This is a genomic window from Wolbachia endosymbiont of Armadillidium arcangelii (assembly GCF_040207875.1).
In the GTDB taxonomy this organism is placed as follows: Bacteria; Pseudomonadota; Alphaproteobacteria; order Rickettsiales; family Anaplasmataceae; genus Wolbachia.
Window position 1 is genome coordinate 1,173,636 of the sequence record NZ_CP157942.1, and the last position, 21,658, is coordinate 1,195,293.

The following is a 21,658-nucleotide window of genomic DNA, read 5'->3' on the forward strand; positions in this document are numbered from 1 at the left end:
AGCATTATTAATAATCATTTAACATTTTTGTTAAAATTTCTTTGGTTAGGGGGTAATTATGCTAAATACAAATAATGAAGTAGGTAAGTTATGTATTACAGATCCAGAGTTTGAACAAAAAACTCTACTTCTTAAAAAACATTTCCACGATAGAACACTCCAGCCTATGAGCGAGTTTAAGAAAGTAGGGGAGAAGGAAGTAGGCTACAGCTCAGGATTTCAAGCAGAGCATCAATATGGTGAAAGTGATAAGGCAACTTTCATGATTAAGTCTGTTCTAAACCACACGCTTACAGAAAAGGAAAAACAGTCTAAGCTAGCACAATTCAAAGAATTCTTTTACAAAGGATCAAGAAAAGCTACAAAATTGGAAGCTCCTTATTTGCCAGACTTTGTGATAAACAAGCTTATTGATCGATCATGGCCGAAGGTAGAAAGGAATATATGTTATGATGACCTTAATATTGCTGATTTTATCAGGGAATATGTTGCTGGTGATTTATATAAGCTGTTTTTGCATGATAGAGCTCCAATTGTTGAATTGGTAACAAATAACGATTTGCCAGAAAAAAGATTTGTAAAGAACGAGGCACAGAGTAGTGAAAGCCACGAGAAATATGAGAAAGGGGAATATAAGTTTCAAGATCAATCTAAAGAATGCATTGAGCAAGAGAAAAGCCAGGATAAGCTTCATCTGAGATCAAAGTTTTTGGATAAGTTTATAACATTAATGGATCCTAAGGAAAAAGGTAAAAATTACCAAGATGCAAAAGGTTTTGAGAAAATATTAGCTGCACAAATATTGCTTGGAGAGAGTGATATATAACCAGGAAATTTTGGTGTAATAGAAAAAGAGTATGAGGATGCAAAAGGTGAAAAAGTAACAGAAAAACTCTGGGCAAAAATTGACCACGGTAGATCATTGTGTTTCAGCTTTAGTAATACCAAGGATTATTTACAAAACTTTTTTAATACTCTGTTCCAACTGAGAATATATGGCATAAAAATAGATCTAGAAAAGCTATCAAAAGAGTTAAAAGATTTTATTGACTACTATGATAAGAACAAAGAAGAATTTAAAGCTTTAATAGATAAAAAGGCAAATAGTTTAAATCATATATTGAATCCTAATATGCAGTTTGACCTTAGGTATATTGGACCCGGACTTAATGTTAGGAATTTTAAGTGCATGAATGGGGAGTTTAAAGCACAGGAGTTATGTTTTTTCTTTTTTTTAACTCCTACTCACAACTCTCCAAATGTTAGTTTGAGTGATTACTTTAAGCAAAACTTAGAAACCCAGGTTAAAATGGCAAGAAATCTTACTGGTCCATTGAAAGATCTTGCTGAATCGTGGAAAAATTTTGATAGAGCTGACAAGATTCATAGCTACATAACCAAACCTTCATTCTGTCTATTTGTTCCAACGTTAATAGCAGCTATATTTACAAGTGGAACTTTAGGCACAGCTTTTACTGTAGCTGCAGTGGTAACAGGAATGTGCATGCTTGTTGGAATAGTGACAGGCATTTATCTTAATGTTTATGCATACAATAGCTGCAATAGCAAAATTAATGATCCAAAAGTTGAGGAATTCCAAAGAGAGCCTCAGCTTTGTTAACAGAAGCGATACTTATGCCTACCTTGGAGGCATAAGTATTCTTTAATTATATTTCTTTATTAATGTAATGTTTTCTCTTATCATTTAGGTAGCTGGCCTTTACGGTGTCATCCTAGTGCCTTCTCTTTGTCACCCAAGTAGCACTTCGATGTCATCCCAGTGCTCAGACACTGGGATCCATTCTTCTTTTTTTCTGGTTACGCGCTGGCTTTGTGTTCGAGGCAAAGTTAGTTTAACATACTGTTTTCGAAATAAGTAGCTTTGTGTGTTGATTCTATTTTCCTAGATCCTAGTGTCAGCTACTCTAACATCCCAAATTAATTCTACCTTAAATTCAATTTTTCAGGAGGCACATATGAATTTTAACATTTTTCAAAAAAAGAAAAGCAGTGAATACTCTGCTTTGCAACTAATGATGGAACCAAGTTGGAGTAGGCGTGATTATGTAAGTTTTGCTGAGGAAGGTTACATAAAAAATGTTATTGCCTTTCGAGCAATTAATATGATTGCAAGTGCTGCATCTTCGGTACCTTTTACTCTCTGCCAGCTCACTGACCAGGGAAAATCGCAACTAAAAGCACATCCATTACTGAAGTTGCTTTATTCTCCTAATCCAATGACATCAAAATCGGAATTTATTGAGGGGATTGTAACTTATCGATTAGTTAACGGCAATTCTTATATATTGATGATTGAGCTGCAAAACAAACCAACAGAGCTTTATCTTCTGCGCCCCGATAGGGTTGAAATTGTTCCAGGGAGAAATAACATTCCTTATATCTATCGTTATACCGTAAATAACAACAGTTATGACTTTAAAGTTGATAAATTGACTGGGCGTTCAACAGTACTGCATCTTAAAACCTTTAACCCTTTGAATGATTGGTATGGACTGTCACCAATTGAGGCAGCTGCATATAGTATAGATCAGCATAATCAGGCTGGTGCTTGGAATCAGGCAATGCTGCAAAGTGGTGCAAGACCAAGCGGTGCAATAGTTGTGAAATCAGAAAAGGATGGAAGCGGTGGAAACTTAAGTCAAGAGCAGTACCAACGCTTGAAAGCACAGATAAACGATCATTATTCAGGTCCTGTCAACGCTGGAAGACCTATATTGCTTGAAGGAGGTTTAGAGTGGAAGGAAATGAGCTTATCACCGAGGGACATGGATTTTATTGAGTCAAAACACAGCTCAGCTCGCGATATTGCGCTAGCTTTTGGCGTTCCACCACAGTTGCTTGGCATACCCGGTGATAACACTTACAGTAATTTAGTTGAAGCACGTCTTTCTCTTTGGGAGTAGACGGTTTTACCGACACTGGAAAACATTGTCTGTCACCTAAACTCTTGGTTGACACCAAAATTTGGTGAGGACTTGTGCTTGTCGTACGACAAAGACGCGATAGAAATTCTCATGGAAAAAAGGCAAAAGATGTGGAAATACGTGGAAAACGCAAACTTCATGACGCTTAATGAAAAAAGGGAAGAATTTGGCTTGCCACCGCTGCAGGATGGTGATAAGTTGAGTTGATATTTATTGCTAAGTATAGTGTAGGTATTTATTCTAAGCTGTAATAAATTGGAGGTAGTTTATGTATCAAGAACAAGAAAATTCAGTAAATTTTACTCTTCCTCATATAGAATTGTCATCGAGACGCAAAGCGAATGTTAATGCAGCAGATCTTAATGGTGATACTCCTTTACATTATGCTGCTTGCGGCAATCGTTTAGAGGAAATGAAATTATTGCTTAAAAACGGAGCAAATGTTAATGCAGTGGACAATTATGGTTTTACTCCTTTATGTCATGCTGTTCAGGCAGGCCATGTAAATATGGTAAAATTATTGCTTAAAAACGGAGCAAATGTTGATATAGTGAATAATTCTAGCGTTACTGTTTTACATTCATCTGTTCTCAAAGGCCACACGGCGATAACGCAATTATTGCTTGAAGAAGGGAGTCCAAGCACAAGCTGCAGTGACACAAGCATTGAAGAGTTACGAGCAATTAGTCAGTATTGTTGTTAATTAAACTATTACAATTAAACACAAATCAACTTGAGGGTAGATGAAGTTTACTGCCTTCTAAATCATGTAGCTAAATGAATGTATCCGTTCAGCAGAGTAGCAAGATAAGATAGACAAAAAACATAGGAATAAATGGTCAGTGCTTGACGCACAGCTGTAGGAAGATGTCATGCCAATGCCCTCTTTTCTTGTCATCCCAGTGCTTGACACTGGGATCCAAGAACTTTGATAGGCTGGTAAGTGTACAAGTAGTCAACCTTATGTTCAAGCATGTCGTTTTAATCGGGACTGCATGAAAGCTAGATCCCAGTGTCAAGCACTGGGATGACAAGAAAAGAAGCACTGGTTTCACATGCATCTGAACAGATACGATTAATTATTTTTCTTGTCAATTAAAGTGGTGAAAATTTGATCTACATCAAAACTCATCTTAGGACGCCAAATAGGGCCATCTAAGTGTGCCTCGATATAAAGAGGACTATTATGGTTTGGTAGTCTGAAAAAGAGTCTGAATATAGAAGCTAAGGAGAAGTTAGATAAGATTAAATTAGAAGAAATAGAACCTGATGCTTGATCGATATAAAACTGTGAATTAGTTGAACATACACCACTTTTAATACTTGCTTCTCCAATAATATTTTTAAAGAGCGTACTGCCTTTATATATATCAGTATGAGCAAGTGTGGAGATTTCAGATTTGTTTTTACTACTTAATAAATTAGCAATAAATGAATTAAAATCTACATTGATAAACTTTATTTTTTGTGCCTGCAAATCTACCTTTCCTGATAAATTACTCGCCCAATCATAAAAGCTTTTTCCTTGAGATTTGATTTCACCACTTAAGCTTATCTGACCATTTATGTTATTAATTCCTATAACTTTGCCAATTTCTTTAGTGTCCAAATTTGCAATAGAAAATTTTGTATGCATTGAGCCTGCTCTTAAATAACCCTGAAAAAACACTTGCCCGTCTCCTAGTACGTAACCTACCTGCCTGATAGTGATAGTGTTGTTTCTTATCACTGTGTCCAAATTAAAATCTTTCAAGACGTTCTGCCCAGTTTTAAATTCTACAGTTTTGATTTGCACATTTGCGTCAAAGCCTTCTTTATCACCCAAGAAATCAAGCTGCTTTGTTGACCATTGAATTTGATTTATTTCATTTCTTGAGTTTCTTTTTACCTCTGCTAAACTCGGTAATTTAAAGATATTTCCATTAAATTTATTGCCTGTAAGGTTTACATCTAGCAAAGGCTTAGTGTATTTTTGATCCACTAATATTTTCGCACTGCCGGTAATGTCAAAATCTTCTCCAGATATCTTTATTTCATCTGCAGCTAGCTTACCCTTTTCTATCATTAACAGGAAATACAAATCTTCGATTTTTGTATCATTTAATATAGAATCTTTAACACTAGTTCTTATATTTACATCATACTTCAGGTTGCTCAGCCATTGCACATTAGATAAGTTACTGAATAATGAATAATTATATTTATCCACATTGAGATTGCGTATACTAAACTTACCACCAATCACATTGTGTTTCTTCGTGTGATTTACATTGATTGATCCTTCTAAAAATTCCTTATCATTTGTTAATCTAATTTCTGAAATGGATAATATTCTTGGTGCAAGGTGCAATTTAGAACTTAGTGTAAATTGATTTTTCTCATCTTCTTTTGTTTTTATAGAAGGGAAAAAATGTGAGATGAATGACTCGCCCTTTATCAATAAATCACCATTAAATTCAGACAAGTTGCCATTATTTGAAACTTTCCCTAATAAGCGAGATATGTTATTGTTTCCAGGAAATTGAAGAAGCGTATTAACTTTTATTTCGCTATCAGCAAATTTTAGCGTAGCATGAAATTTGTCCAATATTTTGTTTTGATATTGAATGTTAGAAGCTTCCATATTAAAATTTAAGCTCAAGTTCTTTGGCACAACTGCTCTAAAACATTCCAGAAGGTCTTTCATGTTCGTTGTTCTTTGTGAATCATTTTGTATGGAATCTAAGTCAACTTTACTGAAGCTAATATTGAAATTAGTGTAATCGCTTTTTCTATCGTTTTGTATTGTACCGCTGGCCTGCATGCTTTTGGAATCAATTTTTAAATCAGTTGCCATAAACTCACTTTCATTGAGACTGATATTGGATGATATCTTAATATTTTCGCTGGGAATCGCATAAGAAAGGAAGCTAAGATTAATGATTTTTGCTAAGTTGCTTACAGAATCAGAGCTATTGTTAATCATTAGTGTTAAATTACCCTGGAGCTCTTCTTGATTTTTATTACCTGTGAATAGCAAATTTGCAAAATTTGAATCAACACTAATGTGTACATCCTTTTTTGTTATATTAACCTTTCCTGAAAAATCATAATTGTTATTACCAATCTTTACTTTACCAAAAAACTGCTTATTTTTTTTTACAGCAACCTCTTGTATGTTAACAGTATCAGCAGAATTATTATTAAAACTTATTTTGCTGTCTTTTATTACTATATCGACTATGTTATCACTGGCTTTTGCATTTATGATGTTAATTAAATTTTCTTTATTGCTTTTCATACCAAGCAATGTAATTGACTTTGGTTGCAATGAAAATAAAAACAACGATAGGAACGATGGCCTTATTTCAATTTTTTTTGCACTAATTAAGTCTGATAACTTTTGCTCCTTATTTTTATTGTATTGTATATATATATTATAAATAGTGAGTTTTGGAGTAATGAGTGAAACTTCAACTTTTCCTACAATATGTACTTTCGCATCATACTTCTTCTCTAACTCTTTTATTATATATTCCCTGTAGCCACTCCAATCCTTAAAAGCTGCGGCAACATGAAGAAGGACTAATACTAAAGAGATTGATAATATGGCGTATAAAGAAAGTTTCATAATAGACCTCTCATTCCAGCATTCCTTCTCGTCTTGTCATCTCAGCGCCTATTTTTGTCATCCAATCCTGTCATCCAAGTGTCACGCACTGGGATGACACCGTTTGCTGTTCCTTTAGCAAAAGATCTAGTTTATACATATTTCAAATTATTCAAATTTCCTCTAAACATTAAATAGAGAGTACTAAAATAAACAATAACACTCAAAGCTATTAAAGTTACTAAATAAACAATACGAGTCAGGAAAAATAACCCTACTGATAAGTAATTAGAGAGATAAAGAACTATTGACATAACCAATGTTGCAACGAGAATTTTTACAATATTTAGTAATAACACTTGGCTAATCTTATACATTTTATTTATTATTAAATAATTAATTAATAAGATGGAATTTATCCAAGTGGAAATGGAAGTAGCAATAGCAATTCCTATATGCTGATACTTATTCATCAACAAAAGGTTTAACACTATATTGATTCCAAGACATATTAGCGAAAATATAGTTGGTATTTTTAGATTTCCCCTAGCAAAAAATGTGGGCAGCAGTACTTTGTTTATAATAAATGCAGGTAAAGAAAGAGAAAATGCTACTAATGTAGGAACAGTTTGCTGCACTGCATGATAATCAAATTGACCGTAAGAAAAAAGCGTAAGTAAAATTATATCAGGAATAATGATAAAAGCAGCAGTTATTGGCATAATTAACATTAATCCTATATTGAGAGCTTTGTTCTGTATTTTTACTATGTTTTCAATATCATTTACTTGTTTTGAAATTAATGGAAGAAGCACTGTGCCAATTGCAGTACCAATTACTCCTTGCGGTAGTTGATTTAGTCTATCGGCATAATATATATAGGACACTGCACTTGGTATAAAACTTGCCATGATTGTGTCAATCCATACACTTATCTGTGTTACACAATTGTTAATAATTGCAGGTATCACACGCTTAAAAAATAACTTCACTTCATTACTTAATGCCAGGCTAAAAGAAAAGAAAGCCTTTAATTTGTATGCACTAAACAGTATCAGAACTAGCTGTAAAATCCCTCCGATCAGGACAGCTATAGAAAGGTTATGAGCAGGTGTTTCAATGTAAGGTAAAAACAAACTGATGATTAAACAGAGATTCAAAATAATTGGTGCAATAGCTGTTGAAGCAAAACGTTGTTTTACTTGCAGCATTCCGCCAATAAGTGATGCAATTGAGACAAAGATTATGTAGGGCATCATAATTCTTGATAAAGTTAAAGTGAGGGTAAATTTGTTTTTGTCAAATCCAGGAGCAAAAATTTGGATCATATAAGGGGAAAAAGTTTGCATGATAAGGCAAAAAATTACTAGGATAATAAACGTCATGGATATTACACTACTTGCGAAATTAAATGCCTTTTTATCATCATATGATTCTGCAGAGTATAATGGTATAAATGAGGTAGTGAATGCTCCCTCTGCAAAAAATGCTCGAAATAGATTAGCAAAACGAAACGAAGAAAAGAACATGTCTGCAAGAGAAGTTGCACCAATAACCGTAGCAATCAATACATCCCTTATTAACCCTGAGATTCTTGAAATAGCCGTAAAAAAACTAAATGTGAAAATACTTTTAAACATACCACAGTGTCAATACGATTAACTATAATGGTAAAAGCATAAATGAAAATATTTATTGACTTAAAACCCTCCAAAAAAGGGGATAGGTTAAATAATCAATTGACTATTTGCGCTTATATGTTAGAAATTTTATATCTTGGCGGGCGTAGCTCAGTTGGTAGAGCGTCAGTTTGTGGTACTGAATGTCGCCAGTTCAATCCTGGTCGCTCGCCCCATTAAAATTTTCCACTTTACAGAAACATAAACATTCTCTATTTTTGCAAAGCCATTATTTGCCGTTAGCATTTTTTGTTACTCCAATGTGCTGCTTAGATGGCTGAGAGTGAAGGGGGTAGTTTATGATTTAGAGTAAAAATGGCATTTGTTAATTAGTGAGGGGATTGTATGTATGTGTGTTTGCTAGTTTATAGTATAGTGTCAGTACTAGGAGTATTAGCTTGGTGGTTGAGCTTTGATACTTCATCACCTTTAGCTATGGGTGGAATTGCTGGTTCTACGGTTCCAGTATTGCTTGCGATTCTTCACATAGGATGTTTGCTATACAAACTTTGCAAAAGAGATCCTATTGGGGAAAATCATGAAAAAGCAGCAATTCTTTTGAGTATTACTATATCTGCAAGTGCTATAATTGGAATTATACTTACTGCAGGCATAGCTGCTGTTTTTCCTAATCCAATAATAGGATTTACATTAATAAATGGAATGATAGCATTGATAGCACCGATTTTAGGGTTTTTTGCAACTGTAGCTATAGCGCGTTGTGCAGATGAAACAGCAATTACATCTGTAGCAGGTGCAATTTCGATTATAGATTCTACATATGTAAAAATATCTCAGGAAGAAGAAGTGGATAAATGTATTACCTTTCCGGGAGAAGAAGTTAATAAAAGTATTACCTCTCCTATAGTTGAAGAAGTTTTTTCTGCAAAAGAGACGGCAGTTTAAGCTGATCAAGTAAGAGTAGTGTGCAATACTGGAATCTGTAAAATTTGACATCAATTACTAATAGTTGGAATATTATAGAGTAGGAGTTACTCAATGCATAAATACGACGTAGTGATAGTAGGTGGCGGTCATGCTGGGTGTGAAGCAGCTGCAGCTGCAGCTCGTCTTGGTGCAAGCACGCTACTTATAACCCATGAAATTTCAACTATAGGGGAAATGTCTTGCAATCCAGCAATTGGAGGGGTTGCAAAGGGTGTTGTAGTTAGGGAAGTAGACGCTCTTGATGGAATAATGGGAGGGGCTATCGACCGAGCAAGCATACACTCAGTCATTTTAAATAGTAGCAGAGGTGCAGCGGTATGGGGACCACGCGCACAAGCAGACCGAAAGTTATACAAAAAAGCAATACAAGAAATTATTCTAAATTATGACAATTTGACGGTAAAAGAAGAGTCAGTTGAAGATTTTCTTATAGAAAGCGATAGCAACGGAGAGTCTTATATAAAAGCTGTAATAACAAGCTCAGGTGAACGTATACTGACAAGTAAAGTTGTTTTGACTACAGGAACTTTTTTACGTGGTGTGATTCATATAGGAGAGCAAGCAACTCCTTCAGGGAGAATGGGAGATAAACCTGCAGTAGAGCTTGCAAATACGCTGAAGAAATATAATTTCAAACTAGGTAGACTGCGTACTGGAACTCCACCAAGGCTTGATCGTGGCACTATAAATTGGTCGGTATTACAAGAGCAAGTGGGCGACAACCCACCTTCACCGTTTTCTTATCTCACAGAGAAAATTAACCAGCTTCAGGTTTCATGTTTTATTACTCATACTAATGAAAATACGCACAGAATAATTCGAGAGAATCTTCATAGGTCGGCTTCTTCACATTTAGATGATGTTGTTGCACCAAGATACTGCCCATCAATTGAAGTTAAAGTTAAAAAATTTGCAGAAAAAAATAGTCACCAAATATTTCTAGAACCAGAGGGGCTTGACGATAACACTATATATCCAAATGGAATTTCAAATTCATTGCCTATCAAGGTGCAGTGTGAAATGATAAGGAGTATTAAAGGGCTCGAAAATGCAGAAATATTAAGACCTGGATATGCAGTTGAGTATGATTATATCGATCCACGAGAGCTATTTCATACTCTTGAAACTAAGAAAATTAAAGGTCTCTACTTTGCTGGCCAAATTAATGGTACCACTGGATATGAAGAAGCAGCAGGACAAGGAATTATTGCTGGAATTAATGCAGCGCTTTCTGCATCTTTTGTTCTCCATCGTACAGATTCATACATCGGTGTAATGATAGATGATCTGGTCACTAAGGGGATAGCTGAACCTTACAGATTATTCACCTCGCGTGCAGAATATAGACTAGCAATTAGGTCAGATAATGCAGATAGAAGATTGACACAAAAAGGTTATGACATCTCCCTTGTGTCGCATGAGAGATACTCTGTTTTACAGAGTAAACTTAAGTCTATTAAGCAACTTGAGGAGAAATTGGAGAGCCTAACAATTACTCCTGAGCAGCTCAGGTCCTATGGTATTAAAATATCTTATGACGGAATAAGAAAAACAGCACTAGATTTGCTTGGTTATCCAAATATTGACTGGAATAAATTACGAGAAATATGGCCAGAATTAAACATGGTCACGCACTGGAATGACACCACGGTAGTCAGCATAACCAAAAATGAAATATGTGAAGCAGTTGCAATTGAAGCAAAATACAAGCCTTATCTAGTAAGACAAGAAGCAGATATGAAGTTTTTACAAGAGGAAGTTAGTACTCAGATTCCAACCAACTTCAACTATTCACAGATTAAAGGTCTGTCCAGTGAAGTGATAGAAAAGTTGCAGTCAATAAAGCCAGCAACAATTGGTATTGCGAAACAAATACAAGGCATTACTCCAGCAGCGATAGTTAGCATATTGGTGTATTTGAGAAATAGAAAAATTGCTAATTGAAGATTTTGCTTGACAGGGGTAGCTTTGTTAATTATTATAGCCTGAAGTAGCTGTGTTACCACAGTAAGCTTGCTTTTTTAAGCAAAAATTTCCTAAAAATTTCAAATATCTTTCAAGTCTAGAGGTAATATCATGTCAAAAATTGAAGAATTTCGCTCTTTTATGCGCGAAATAAATGTTGATGCATTTATGCTGCATACCAAAGACGAGTATTTAAATGAGTATTCAGAGGAGCTAACTAAGTTATGTGGCTTCATAGGAACAAATGGGCTACTTATTGTTACAAAAAACAACAAGTGTCCATTTTTTACAGATGGACGCTACATTACACAAGCTCACAATCAACTCGATCAAGACAATTTTCAAATATATAATATACAAGAAGAGGATCCACACAGGTGGGTAAAAGCAAACTTAACATTGACTACCTCACTGGGTTATTATCCACAGTATTTTACTATAAAAGAAATAAGAAAATATGAAGGTATTTGTAAACTAGTATTCTATTCAATTGAAAGAAAAAATAGTCATCAAAAACAAACGATAATTTCACACGTAGCTGAGTATTCTGGTGAGAGTAGTAAGGATAAATGTGAAAGAGTAGCTAAAAACATAGAAACTGAGGCAGTGCTTCTGACTGATCCAAATTCAATTTCATGGTTATTAAATTTAAGAAATGAAAGTGCTGAATATACTCCTTGTATATTCGGCCGTGCTATATTGTATAAAAACGACAACGTTGATTTATTTATTCGAGATAAAGAACATTCAGTTATGCAGGCAAATTTTGATAATCATATAAATATTTTTGATATTAGTGAGCTAAAAAATTCACTGCATAAGCTAGATTCAATAATGATAGATCCAAGCACAACTCCAATGAGCATTATGAATGCAATAGATCCCTTGTATAACCATTATTTAAATGAAAAATCAGCTTCGGTGTCATTCCAGCGCGTGACGCTGGAATCCAGAAATAAAAAAGTATGGATCCCAGTGTCAAGCACTGGGATGACAATAGGTAATGAAAAAGGTCTAATAGAAAATAAGCAGATAATTGAGAGAGAAGATCCTTGTTTGATTCATAAAGCAATAAAAAATCAAATTGAAATAACTGGAGCTATAAATGCACACATTCGAGATGGAGTAGCAGTTATAAATTTTCTATATTGGCTTATTGGCAATGAAACTACTGAACTTGAAGCTGAAGCAAAGATTTTAGAATATAGAAGAAAGCAGGATTTATTTAAGCAACCAAGTTTTCCAACAATTTCTGCATTTAATGAAAATGGAGCGATTATTCATTACCGTGCAAATAATAAGACAAATAAAGTCATTCAAAAAGAAGGGTTATATTTAATTGACTCTGGTGGTCAGTACCTTGATGGCACAACCGATGTTACGAGAACTATAGCAATTGGCAGTCCAACCAATGAGCAACGAGCTCACTACACAACAGTGCTAAAAGCTCACATTGCGATAGCAAGTGCGGTCTTTCCCCCTGGCACTACTGGTGGGGAGTTGGATATATTAGCACGTACTCATCTATGGAAATTTGGAATGGACTACATGCATGGTACAGGGCATGGAGTAGGAAGTTATCTCTCAGTGCATGAAGGACCGCAAGCAATATCAAAGGGAAATAAAGTGAAACTTATGCCAGGAATGATACTTTCTAATGAACCTGGCTACTACATTCCAGGAAAGTATGGAATAAGAATTGAAAATCTGATGTATGTTGAAAAGCGAGAAAATGGCTTCTTAAGCTTTAAACAATTGACCTCTGTTCCGTATGATAGAAGGCTAATAGATGTGCAAATACTTACTGAAGATGAAATTAACTGGATAAATATCTACCATCAATTTGTCTATGAAAATTTAAAAAATGGCATGAAAGATAAGGAATGGTTAAAGAAAGTGTGTTACCCTTTAAAATAGATAATTTGTTATTTAATTAAGTATTAATATGGTAGTTTTTGTATTGTTTTTAATTTAAAACAATATATAATTAAGAGATATGGTTTCAAGTAGGTGTAATTATGACAGACAAAGTGCAAGAAGATGAATTTATGAAGCAGTACATGGATACTTGCAAGGAGCAGATAGAAAAATTGGCAAGCGACCCTAATTTGCTTCAACAGACCTTAAAGCCATTCATGCAAATGTCTCAGCAACTTATGGCTGGTGGTATGCTAGAAGGAAATATGCCTAGCATGATACCTGATATGGGTGATATGGATATCAACAAGATGATTGCTCAGATGAAGGAAATGTATGATTACATAAAGAGTAATCACAAAGAGCTCATGAGAAAAGATGCTTCACAAATTCAAGAGCTTGATGATTCTAGCAAAAGATTGAGAGGCTTGGTCAAAAAATTGATAGAAAAAATTGAAGCTCAGTAGTTTTATTCTAGTTATCAAGGTTACGCAAGTAGTATTTATTCATATCAAATTTGCTTAATAATAGTGAGGCTGAAATTTGGTATCGCCATTAAAAAAAACATAAAGAGATGATTGAACTTAAAAGCCAAGAAATTTGTGCAGATGAAAATAAGAAAAATTTGATTATTTTTTTTCATGGTTGGGGCTCAAGTGGCGATAATTTCGCTCACCTTGCTAAAGTTATGAGCAAGTTTTTGCCTGATTCATATTTAGTAGTTCCCAGTGCTCCGTTTAAGAGAGAAATAGGTGATGGTTATCAGTGGTTTAGCTTAGAAGATCGTAGTGAGGAAGCACTATATAGTGGGGTAAAAAATGCCACATCAATTGTAAGTCATTTTATTGATACAAAATTAAAGGAACTTAGTTTAAAAGATACGCAGCTTTCTTTAGTTGGATTTTCTCAAGGGGCAATGCTTGCAATAAATGTAGCTCTTACCCGGCTTCAGTCTTGTGCGTCAGTTGTTGCCTATTCTGGTAGATTTCTTTCGCCTTCAAAAACTGCACCGCAGATCAAATCAAAACCTAGCATATGTGTTATTCATGGTGACGCTGATGATGTGGTACCTTTTTCGTCCCTTGACTTAGCGGTTAAAGCTCTGGAAGAAAATGGAGTAAATGTTGAAGGATACCCAATTCATGGATTAGGGCATATTATTAATGAAGAGGGAATAAAGTTAGGGGTAGAATTTATCAAAAAGAATTTTAAAAATTAATTTCCATGCACTTATTTTGCTTTGGCTATGGATATGTAGCTAAATTTCTATCGAAAAAACTACTGAACTTAGGTTGGAAAGTTAGCGGTACATCAAGAAATAAAAGTATACAAAATGTAACTCTTTTTGATTATGAGGAAGTCAACCAAGATCTACTTAAAAGTGCAACGCATGTTTTAATTTCTATTCCTCCAGATGGCGATGATGTTGTGGAAAGATATGGTCTGCAAAACGTAAAATGGGTGGGTTATTTGTCTGCAACTAACGTTTATGGTGACCACTGTGGTAATTGGGTGAATGAGGAATCTGAAACAAAACCTATAGAAATCAGAGGAGAAAAGCGCCTTGATTCTGAAAAGAAGTGGCTAAATAGCAAATTACCTGTGCATATTTTCCGTTTGGCTGGAATATATGGCCCTGGTAGAAATGCGTTAATTGACTTACAGCTTGGCAAAGCAAGAAATGTGAAAAAAATTTTTTCTCATATTCACGTTGAAGATATATCGAATATTTTATTTTCTTCCATGCAAAATATAAAGCCTTGTGAAATATACAATTGTGCGGATGACTTACCTGCTACGCAATCAGAAGTGGTAATGTATGCAGCCGAGCTTCTCAATATTAGCCCTCCAGAGCCAACTTCCTTGCCAGATTATGTGCAGAGTTTTTATTTAGGATCAAAAAAAGTGAGTAATACTAAAATTAAAAAAGATCTTGATATCTCTCTAATTTATCCTGATTACAAGATGGGATTAAAAAGCTTACATACATCAGAATGGAGAAAATAATTGCAGCAGGGTGGCAAAATAAGGTAGACGACAACTATGGGAACAAATGGTTGTCATGAAAGTAGCTGATACTGGCAAAAAACGTTGTAAGAGCGCTTTCGTCAATCTGGATCCCAGTACTGGGATGACATGATGGAAACTGAGATAACAAGAAAGGAAGCACTGGAAAGAAATGGGTGTCATTCAAGTACTGGAATCCAGATATGATTTCATCATATAAATTTTTCCATTCTTGGTTTGTTTTCCATTTTCTCTGCCAGCTCTTTAGAAGTATCCGTTCAGCAGGGTGGCAAAATAAGATAGACAAAAACGTAGAAACAAATGGTCAGTGCTTGACACTGGCATCCAGTCCTTTTTCACAAAAAACGTTGTAGAGCGTTTTCGTCAATCTGGATCCCAGTGTCAAGCACTGGGATGACAAGAAAAGAAGCACTGGTTTCACATGAATCTGAACAGATACCTTTAGAAGCTTTTCTTTATTAATTGCTAAACTTATATCTTTAAATTCCTCAAAGTAGACTAACTTACTAACATTTGATGTCTTGCAATACTATACTTAGTCTGTGTCATTTCTCCTTAACATCAGCAAAAGCTATATACTAAGTCTGTAATTACTTGTCAATATAGTTCTTTATTGAAAATTTCAGAAGAATAGAGTACAAAAGAAGCCTCACATTTTTTTGATATTAAACCTGTATCTGCTACAGAACAGACACTGAACTTGCAAGATTATGGAAATTATTTGCAAGATCATAGAAATTATCTCTAATATCTATTAATATATCACTTATATTAATAGGTGTTGGCTCTTCTGAATGAGATGGGGGAAATTTAAAATGAGTAGCTTGACACTCTTTAACGCAATCCGTCAGTTTTCCTATTTCTTGATGGTTCGAGAAATCTGTATGACAATCGTTGACGCACTTTAAAGGGTTCCCGCTATACCTATATTCTACCATAATATACTCCTTAATTAAAAAATCAATATAATTTTAACATATAAGCATTAATATTATGTTAATATTAGTATAATTACTTCGCTTTCTTTATTGAAAATTTCAGGAAAATGTTGTATAATTATTAGTAGATTTTGGTAAAATTTATGGCAAACGCTAATATAGCTTTCAGTAAAGAAACTTTGCGGCATTTTGCCAAGCTAGTTGAGCTCACTAAGCAGCCCACTCAAGAATTAGCAGAAAGGCTATTTAAAGAAGCAATAGATCGTGAAATGGAAGATTTTTTAGTGTCTAAAATTTCTGATGAGCGTGATGTTGAAGGTGCAGAAACAATTGATCTTGAAGATATTAAGTGGGATTAGAGCATTATAAAGTTAAGTCCCTCAAGAGTGTTGTTGAGAGAGATTTACCAAACCTTCCAAAGACAATAAGGCTAAGAATTCAAAAGGCTATAAAAGAACGTCTTACAGTTGATCCAATGAATTTTGGTGAACCACTATATCATAACTTAAAAGGACGTAGAAGGCTAAGAGTTGGTGAGTACCGTATAATTTACAGGGTAAATCAATTAGAGCATATAGTGACTATCACAGAGATAGGACATAGATGTGATATTTATAAAAAATAAATATAAACTCAAATATATTATTATACAACCCTCCTTGCTCTTCACCTTAGGCGGCTTCGCTCAGCTCAAAAATAACTCATTTTTTTGGCTATCCCCCACTATGAGTTATATATATAACTCATTGGGAGAGGTGACGAAAACAAGATCTTGAGTTTGAGGAGTCTCCGGTTTAAGGTAAAGAGGAAGGAGGGCTCAGAGACCAATATTTGATTATCTCAAAGACTATAAAACAATAAGCTACTTGCAAACACGAGTGGAATAGAAGGAATAACAACAGGAATAGAGCAGCCTTGACACCATAACTGGTGGTTTAAAGGAAGGATGTGCTTGCCTTCAATTAGCAAATAGCACTATACATGGCTCTGCAGGCCGCAAAACTGCTACGAGTATGTCTGCTTCTTCTCACTTAGCAAATCAATTGAATAATCAGCAGAACCAGAATATGGATCTTTTATACCGAGGAAATAACCTTTATTCGTACAGCTACGCGCTTTATTTGTACATTAGCCACTTTTCTATGTGTTAAGCTTTCTTGCCAATTACTACAACATTTTCACTTGGAAAAAAGTAGTCAGGTATAGCCATATTTTTTGGTGCAGGACCGCCAATCACTCGGCCTGATGTGTCATAATATGAACCGTGACAAGGGCAGAACCAACCGTTGCCGTCTTTTGTGGCGTGATTAACTGGTACACATCCAAGATGGGTACATATTCCAATCATAATTAACCATTCATCTTTCCCTTTGTATACTCTTTTTTCGTCTGACTCAGGATCTCTCAAACTTTCTGCATTTATGGCTCTTGCAGCCTCAATCTCTTGTTTTGTACGTCTGCGAATAAATACTGGTTTACCTTGCCATTTTACTTTTTTTCCTTGCCCTTCTTGAATATCAGATAGATTAACCTCAACCGTAGATATTGCTAAAACCTCAGCAGAAGGGCTCATAGACTTAACCAGCGGCCAAAGACCGCTTGCAGCTCCTATACCTGCCATGGCGCACGTAGTTAACGTTATAAAATCTCTTCTACTCTTATTTCTGGTAAGATCTTTAACAGGAAGTGTTTTTTTATTCTTCTCATTTGTCAATGATTTTTTATTTTTAGTTAATTTCTTACCCATCAATCTCTACTTGACCATATATATATATTTTAATTTAAATACTATAGATTAATCAACAGAAATTTGCACTATTTGCTTAGCCTTTATTACAATTAAGAAGAAATAGAATTTTCAACTTCAGAAATACTATCTTTAGTGGAATCAGGATCTTCAATTTTTGCCACTGACACCACCTTCTCTCTACTTTCTGTTTTAAAGAGAGTGACTCCCTGAGTACTACGTCCTGCAATTCTAATTTCGTTGACTGAAATGCGAATTAACTTCCCTTTGTCTGTAATAAGCATTATATTGTCATCCAGCTCAACTGGAAAACTAGCAACAACATTACCTTTTTTGCTAGTAGTAGAAATATTGACAACACCAGAACCGCCCCTATTGGTTATCCTATACTCATATGCAGAAGTTCTTTTACCGAAGCCATTTTCAGTAATAGTTAATATGAACTCCTCATTCACTGCGAGTTTTAAGAATAATTCATTATCTATTCCTAAATCATTCAAAGTTTTTTCTAATTTAGAATCAATTGAATTGTTGGTTGCAGCTTCCAGTCTTTTTGCAAGCGGAACTCTTAAGTAAAGTTCTTTTGTTTCTGTTGCAATACCTATGCCATTTAGTATGGTCATGGATATCACACTGTCACTTTTTGCAAGTTTGATACCTCTTACGCCATCTGAATTGCGACTCTTAAATTGACGCACATCGTTTACAACAAATCTGATGCTTTTTCCAAGTGTTGTTGAAAGTAAAACATGATCAATTTCGCTACATACTTTAACTGATATTAATTTGTCCCCTTCGTCGAGCTTTATTGCTATTTTTCCATTGCTTGGAATGTAGTGAAAGTCTGTTAAGGAGTTACGCCTTATGTTTCCATGAGCAGTAGCAAAAACTATGTTTTGATTTTCGTTATTTTCACTTGGTAATGGCATTATATTAGTTATTGTTTCACCATCGCTAAGCGGAAATATATTAACAAGCGCTCTTCCACGTGCAGTTGGCTCTGCAAGAGGCAGTTTATAAACCTTTAATCTGTAAACTCGACCGGTATTAGAAAAGAATAAAAGACTAGTATGAGTATTTCCAACAAATAATTTTGTGATTATGTCCTCCTCTTTTAATCCTTGTCCTAGCTTTCCTTTTCCACCACGATGCTGGGTTCTATAGTGAGAGAGCTTAACACGTTTGATGTAACCATTCATAGTTACGGTCACTACCATATCCTCTTGTAGAATTAGATCTTCAGCTTCAATGTCCATATCTGATTCTTCTATTGCAGTTTTTCGTGGTACGGCAAATCTATTCTTTATTTCTTGTAAATTGTTTTTTATTTCTTGCATTAATTTCTCTTCTGAGCCAAGAAAAGCAATATATTCTTTTATCAAGTTGATCATTGAATTTAGCTCAGTTTCTAATTTGTCTTTTTCAAGGCCTGTTAAACGTTGCAATTTTATGTCAAGAATAGCTTTCGTTTGTAGTTCAGTTAATCTATACACTCCGTCTTTCAAAAAGCTCGTGCTATCTGAGATTAGCTCAATAATTGCGTTTATTTCAGCTGAGGTTTTCCATTTCTTGTTTAAAAGCTCTCTGCTTGCTTCTTCAGGATCTTTTGCACCACGGATGATTTTTATCACTTCATCTATGCTGAGGACCGCAATATAGAGCCCTATGTATATATGAGCTCTTTCTCTCGTTTTTCTTAGATGAAACCCTGTTCTCCTGAGTAGTACTTCTTTTCTAAAATCAATAAAAGCAGCTATGATTTCTTTCAATGACATCAAAGTAGGTCTGTTGTTGTTCAGAACTAAAGTATTAACGCTAAAGCTACTTCTCAGAGAAGTAAGTCCTAGTATTTGATTTAATATAAAATCTGCTTCAGTGTTTTTTTTGAGATCAATTACTACCCTGATACCAGACTTATCAGACTCATCCCTAATTTCTGTTATGCCCTCAATTCTTTTTTCTTTTACGAGCTCACCTATTTTCTCAATTAATCTTACTTTATTTACTTGGTAGGGTATCTCATCAATAACTATCGCTTGCCTATCTTGTGGCAGATTTTCTATATGGGTTTTACCCTGCACGACAATCGAACCTCGGCCTTTAGCAAACGCTGATCTTATTCCAGATCTGCCAAGAATCGTTCCACCTGTTGGAAAATCAGGCCCTGGTATTACTTCAAGCAATTCATCTAGAGTAACTTCAGGGTTATCTATATATAACATGCAAGCATCAACTATCTCGCCAAGATTATGAGAAGGAATATTGGTTGCCATACCAACTGCAATACCATTTGCACCGTTTACCAATAGATTCGGAAATTCTGCCGGCAATACGACAGGCTCCGTTTCATTTCCGTCGTAGTTTGCCCTAAAATCAACTGTATCTTCATCAATATCATTCAGTAAAAAGTGCGACACTTTTTGAAGCCTTGCTTCTGTGTATCGCATTGAAGCTGGCGGATCTCCATCTATCGAACCAAAGTTACCTTGCCCATCAATGAGCGGTAAAAGAAGAGAAAAATCTTGAGCCATCCTGACCAAGGAATCATAAATAGCTGCATCACCATGTGGGTGATATTTTCCCATTACGTCCCCAACTATACGAGCTGCCTTTTTATATGGCTTACCGGCATCGAATCCAGCTCTCGACATTGCATATAATATACGCCTATGTACAGGTTTAAATCCATCTCGCACATCAGGTATAGCTCGGCTTATGATTACACTCATTGCATAGGAGAGATAAGAATCTTCTAGCTCTTTTACTATCGAAACTGGTACTATATTGTCTTGCATTTTTTATACTTTGATTGAAATAATTGTAATACTAACATTCAGCTAGACTAATGGGCAATGACAGACTTGAACTGCCGACCTCCTCGGTGTAAACGAGATGCTCTACCAGCTGAGCTAATTGCCCCTCTAGATACAATTCTATAGTTCAATGTTGTTGTTGTAAACAAAAATAGCGATGCAAGTACCTCTTATGAAATCGCTGAGTGCGCACTGTGGAGTTTTATAAATTTCAGTCTTGCTGCTACCTTGTGTAAAGGTATTCTCTCACTTGCATTTTTTGACATGTTCAACAACTTTAAATAAAATGCTGCAGCATTTTTAAAATCTGAGAGTTTATCTAGAATAACAGCTAAATTATAGGTATAAAAAATATTGTTTTGATCGAGAGAAATTGCTTCTGTCATATATTCTCTAGCTTTTATATAATCCTCTTTTTTCATATAGATCAGACCTAAATTTGCTGATAAAGGAGCGTAATTCTTGTGTATATCATATAATTTCAACATTTCACTCAATGCCAAATCAGGATCATATTGTGAGATTATCGTCAGAAAATTTTTTAATATATAAGGGGTACTAGAGTATTCTTTTAACAGTTTTGTGTAAATCTCTACAGCTTTTTTGTATTCTTTATTAGTGTAATAAATATTCCCTAGTCCAATTAAAGCACTTTTATGATAAGGAAATTTTGCGATAATCTGATTAAGGAGAGAAATAGCTGTCTCATTATCTCCCAACTCAAAGGAATCTTTTGCTTTTTTTAAAATAGAGTATATGTCAAAATTCTTGCCAGAATTCTGCGAAATTTTGATATTAAATTTGTCACTTTTTCTCTCAATAACATCAAGATCTTTATATTTTTTATCAGCTTTTATATTCTTGACAACATTATCGAGGGCCTTTTGTATTTCCAAATTTTCACTAGCATAGGTAACAGAAGACCTCCATAAAATTACAACGCAAATTAACATGCAGATCAACATAGGTCCTAGTGTTGTGGGATTGGCTGCAGCGTGTAACCAGTAAACCTTATTTCTTTGAACTATACGCAACACATTACAAATTCATAAATGCTAAATTACTTATCTAATATAATAATAAAGATAT

Annotated in this window: 17 protein-coding genes, 2 tRNA genes and 1 pseudogene; 13 read left to right on the plus strand and 7 right to left on the minus strand. The window is 34.8% G+C overall.

Annotated features, from left to right (window positions below; genetic code table 11):
- Window positions 1–58: 58 nt before the first annotated feature.
- The 4 genes and pseudogenes from ABLO99_RS05900 (at window position 59) to ABLO99_RS05915 (ending at window position 3,648) form a co-directional block, all read left to right on the plus strand.
- Window positions 59–826, plus strand: a complete 768-nt coding sequence (locus tag ABLO99_RS05900) for a hypothetical protein (RefSeq protein ID WP_349967176.1) — start codon at window positions 59–61, stop codon at window positions 824–826.
- A 96-nt stretch (window positions 827–922) separates the two neighbouring features.
- Window positions 923–1,621 carry a hypothetical protein gene (locus ABLO99_RS05905; RefSeq protein ID WP_349967179.1) on the plus strand — a complete coding sequence of 233 codons (699 nt, stop codon included), beginning with the start codon at window positions 923–925 and terminating at the stop codon, window positions 1,619–1,621.
- A gap of 355 nt (window positions 1,622–1,976) precedes the next feature.
- A pseudogene (locus ABLO99_RS05910) lies at window positions 1,977–3,152 on the plus strand (phage portal protein).
- A gap of 61 nt (window positions 3,153–3,213) precedes the next feature.
- Window positions 3,214–3,648, plus strand: a complete 435-nt coding sequence (locus tag ABLO99_RS05915) for an ankyrin repeat domain-containing protein (RefSeq protein WP_349967181.1) — start codon at window positions 3,214–3,216, stop codon at window positions 3,646–3,648.
- A 372-nt stretch (window positions 3,649–4,020) separates the two neighbouring features.
- Here the strand turns inward: ABLO99_RS05915 and ABLO99_RS05920 are convergent, their stop codons facing one another.
- Window positions 4,021–6,555, minus strand: coding sequence for an AsmA-like C-terminal region-containing protein (locus ABLO99_RS05920; protein WP_349967183.1), 2,535 nt, complete (start codon window positions 6,553–6,555; stop codon window positions 4,021–4,023).
- 131 nt (window positions 6,556–6,686) lie between these two features.
- Entirely contained in the window at window positions 6,687–8,174 is a 1,488-nt protein-coding gene (gene murJ / locus ABLO99_RS05925) for a murein biosynthesis integral membrane protein MurJ (protein WP_047759559.1), read from the minus strand.
- 139 nt (window positions 8,175–8,313) lie between these two features.
- On the opposite strand from murJ, the gene ABLO99_RS05930 reads away from it, so the two are divergent.
- From ABLO99_RS05930 to ABLO99_RS05960, 7 genes are all read left to right on the plus strand, one after another.
- A tRNA-His gene (locus tag ABLO99_RS05930) sits at window positions 8,314–8,389 on the plus strand.
- Window positions 8,390–8,558: 169 nt separating this feature from the next.
- Window positions 8,559–9,119 (plus strand): hypothetical protein, encoded by a 561-nt coding sequence (locus ABLO99_RS05935; protein ID WP_349967185.1) that lies wholly within the window; start codon window positions 8,559–8,561, stop codon window positions 9,117–9,119.
- Between the two features lie 93 nt (window positions 9,120–9,212).
- Window positions 9,213–11,105 (plus strand): tRNA uridine-5-carboxymethylaminomethyl(34) synthesis enzyme MnmG, encoded by a 1,893-nt coding sequence (mnmG, locus tag ABLO99_RS05940; protein WP_349967188.1) that lies wholly within the window; start codon window positions 9,213–9,215, stop codon window positions 11,103–11,105.
- 132 nt (window positions 11,106–11,237) lie between these two features.
- On the plus strand, window positions 11,238–13,043 hold the full coding sequence (locus tag ABLO99_RS05945; protein WP_349967190.1) for an aminopeptidase P family protein: 1,806 nt from the start codon (window positions 11,238–11,240) through the stop codon (window positions 13,041–13,043).
- Between the two features lie 101 nt (window positions 13,044–13,144).
- Window positions 13,145–13,510, plus strand: a complete 366-nt coding sequence (locus tag ABLO99_RS05950) for a hypothetical protein (protein WP_047759563.1) — start codon at window positions 13,145–13,147, stop codon at window positions 13,508–13,510.
- A gap of 107 nt (window positions 13,511–13,617) precedes the next feature.
- A complete protein-coding gene (locus ABLO99_RS05955; RefSeq protein ID WP_349967192.1) occupies window positions 13,618–14,262 on the plus strand; it encodes an alpha/beta hydrolase in 645 nt (214 codons plus the stop codon).
- 5 nt (window positions 14,263–14,267) lie between these two features.
- Complete coding sequence (locus tag ABLO99_RS05960) at window positions 14,268–15,050, plus strand: SDR family oxidoreductase (protein ID WP_349967193.1); 783 nt, start codon at window positions 14,268–14,270, stop codon at window positions 15,048–15,050.
- 701 nt (window positions 15,051–15,751) lie between these two features.
- On the opposite strand, the gene ABLO99_RS05965 is transcribed toward ABLO99_RS05960, so the two are convergent.
- On the minus strand, window positions 15,752–16,009 hold the full coding sequence (locus tag ABLO99_RS05965) for a hypothetical protein (protein ID WP_349967195.1): 258 nt from the start codon (window positions 16,007–16,009) through the stop codon (window positions 15,752–15,754).
- A 143-nt stretch (window positions 16,010–16,152) separates the two neighbouring features.
- Between ABLO99_RS05965 and ABLO99_RS05970 the strand changes: the two genes are divergently transcribed.
- Together ABLO99_RS05970 and ABLO99_RS05975 are read left to right on the plus strand one after the other, a co-directional pair.
- A complete protein-coding gene (locus ABLO99_RS05970) occupies window positions 16,153–16,368 on the plus strand; it encodes a hypothetical protein (protein WP_349967196.1) in 216 nt (71 codons plus the stop codon).
- Window positions 16,359–16,634 carry a type II toxin-antitoxin system RelE family toxin gene (locus tag ABLO99_RS05975; protein ID WP_047759567.1) on the plus strand — a complete coding sequence of 92 codons (276 nt, stop codon included), beginning with the start codon at window positions 16,359–16,361 and terminating at the stop codon, window positions 16,632–16,634. Before ABLO99_RS05970 ends, ABLO99_RS05975 begins: the two co-directional genes overlap by 10 nt.
- Before the next feature lie 522 nt (window positions 16,635–17,156).
- Here ABLO99_RS05975 and petA read toward each other — a convergent pair.
- The 4 genes from petA to ABLO99_RS05995 all read right to left on the minus strand — a co-directional run bounded on the left by petA (window position 17,157) and on the right by ABLO99_RS05995 (window position 21,606).
- A complete protein-coding gene (gene petA, locus ABLO99_RS05980; protein ID WP_047759568.1) occupies window positions 17,157–17,756 on the minus strand; it encodes a ubiquinol-cytochrome c reductase iron-sulfur subunit in 600 nt (199 codons plus the stop codon).
- 92 nt (window positions 17,757–17,848) lie between these two features.
- Entirely contained in the window at window positions 17,849–20,551 is a 2,703-nt protein-coding gene (gene gyrA / locus ABLO99_RS05985) for a DNA topoisomerase (ATP-hydrolyzing) subunit A (protein ID WP_349967199.1), read from the minus strand.
- Window positions 20,552–20,602: 51 nt separating this feature from the next.
- A tRNA-Val gene (locus ABLO99_RS05990) sits at window positions 20,603–20,675 on the minus strand.
- Window positions 20,676–20,739: 64 nt separating this feature from the next.
- Window positions 20,740–21,606 (minus strand): tetratricopeptide repeat protein, encoded by an 867-nt coding sequence (locus tag ABLO99_RS05995; RefSeq protein ID WP_349967201.1) that lies wholly within the window; start codon window positions 21,604–21,606, stop codon window positions 20,740–20,742.
- Between the last annotated feature and the right edge of the window lie 52 nt (window positions 21,607–21,658).

Bases quoted from the DNA above. Each gene is read 5' to 3' on its own strand.
- mnmG (WP_349967188.1), top strand. From the start codon at position 9,213: ATGCATAAATACGACGTAGTGATAGTAGGTGGCGGTCATGCTGGGTGT.
- ABLO99_RS05970 (WP_349967196.1), top strand. From the start codon at position 16,153: ATGGCAAACGCTAATATAGCTTTCAGTAAAGAAACTTTGCGGCATTTT.
- ABLO99_RS05960 (WP_349967193.1), top strand. From the start codon at position 14,268: ATGCACTTATTTTGCTTTGGCTATGGATATGTAGCTAAATTTCTATCG.
- ABLO99_RS05950 (WP_047759563.1), top strand. From the start codon at position 13,145: ATGACAGACAAAGTGCAAGAAGATGAATTTATGAAGCAGTACATGGAT.
- ABLO99_RS05900 (WP_349967176.1), top strand. From the start codon at position 59: ATGCTAAATACAAATAATGAAGTAGGTAAGTTATGTATTACAGATCCA.
- ABLO99_RS05965 (WP_349967195.1), bottom strand. From the start codon at position 16,009: ATGGTAGAATATAGGTATAGCGGGAACCCTTTAAAGTGCGTCAACGAT.
- ABLO99_RS05955 (WP_349967192.1), top strand. From the start codon at position 13,618: ATGATTGAACTTAAAAGCCAAGAAATTTGTGCAGATGAAAATAAGAAA.
- petA (WP_047759568.1), bottom strand. From the start codon at position 17,756: ATGGGTAAGAAATTAACTAAAAATAAAAAATCATTGACAAATGAGAAG.
- ABLO99_RS05920 (WP_349967183.1), bottom strand. From the start codon at position 6,555: ATGAAACTTTCTTTATACGCCATATTATCAATCTCTTTAGTATTAGTC.
- murJ (WP_047759559.1), bottom strand. From the start codon at position 8,174: ATGTTTAAAAGTATTTTCACATTTAGTTTTTTTACGGCTATTTCAAGA.
- ABLO99_RS05945 (WP_349967190.1), top strand. From the start codon at position 11,238: ATGTCAAAAATTGAAGAATTTCGCTCTTTTATGCGCGAAATAAATGTT.
- ABLO99_RS05915 (WP_349967181.1), top strand. From the start codon at position 3,214: ATGTATCAAGAACAAGAAAATTCAGTAAATTTTACTCTTCCTCATATA.
- ABLO99_RS05935 (WP_349967185.1), top strand. From the start codon at position 8,559: ATGTATGTGTGTTTGCTAGTTTATAGTATAGTGTCAGTACTAGGAGTA.
- gyrA (WP_349967199.1), bottom strand. From the start codon at position 20,551: ATGCAAGACAATATAGTACCAGTTTCGATAGTAAAAGAGCTAGAAGAT.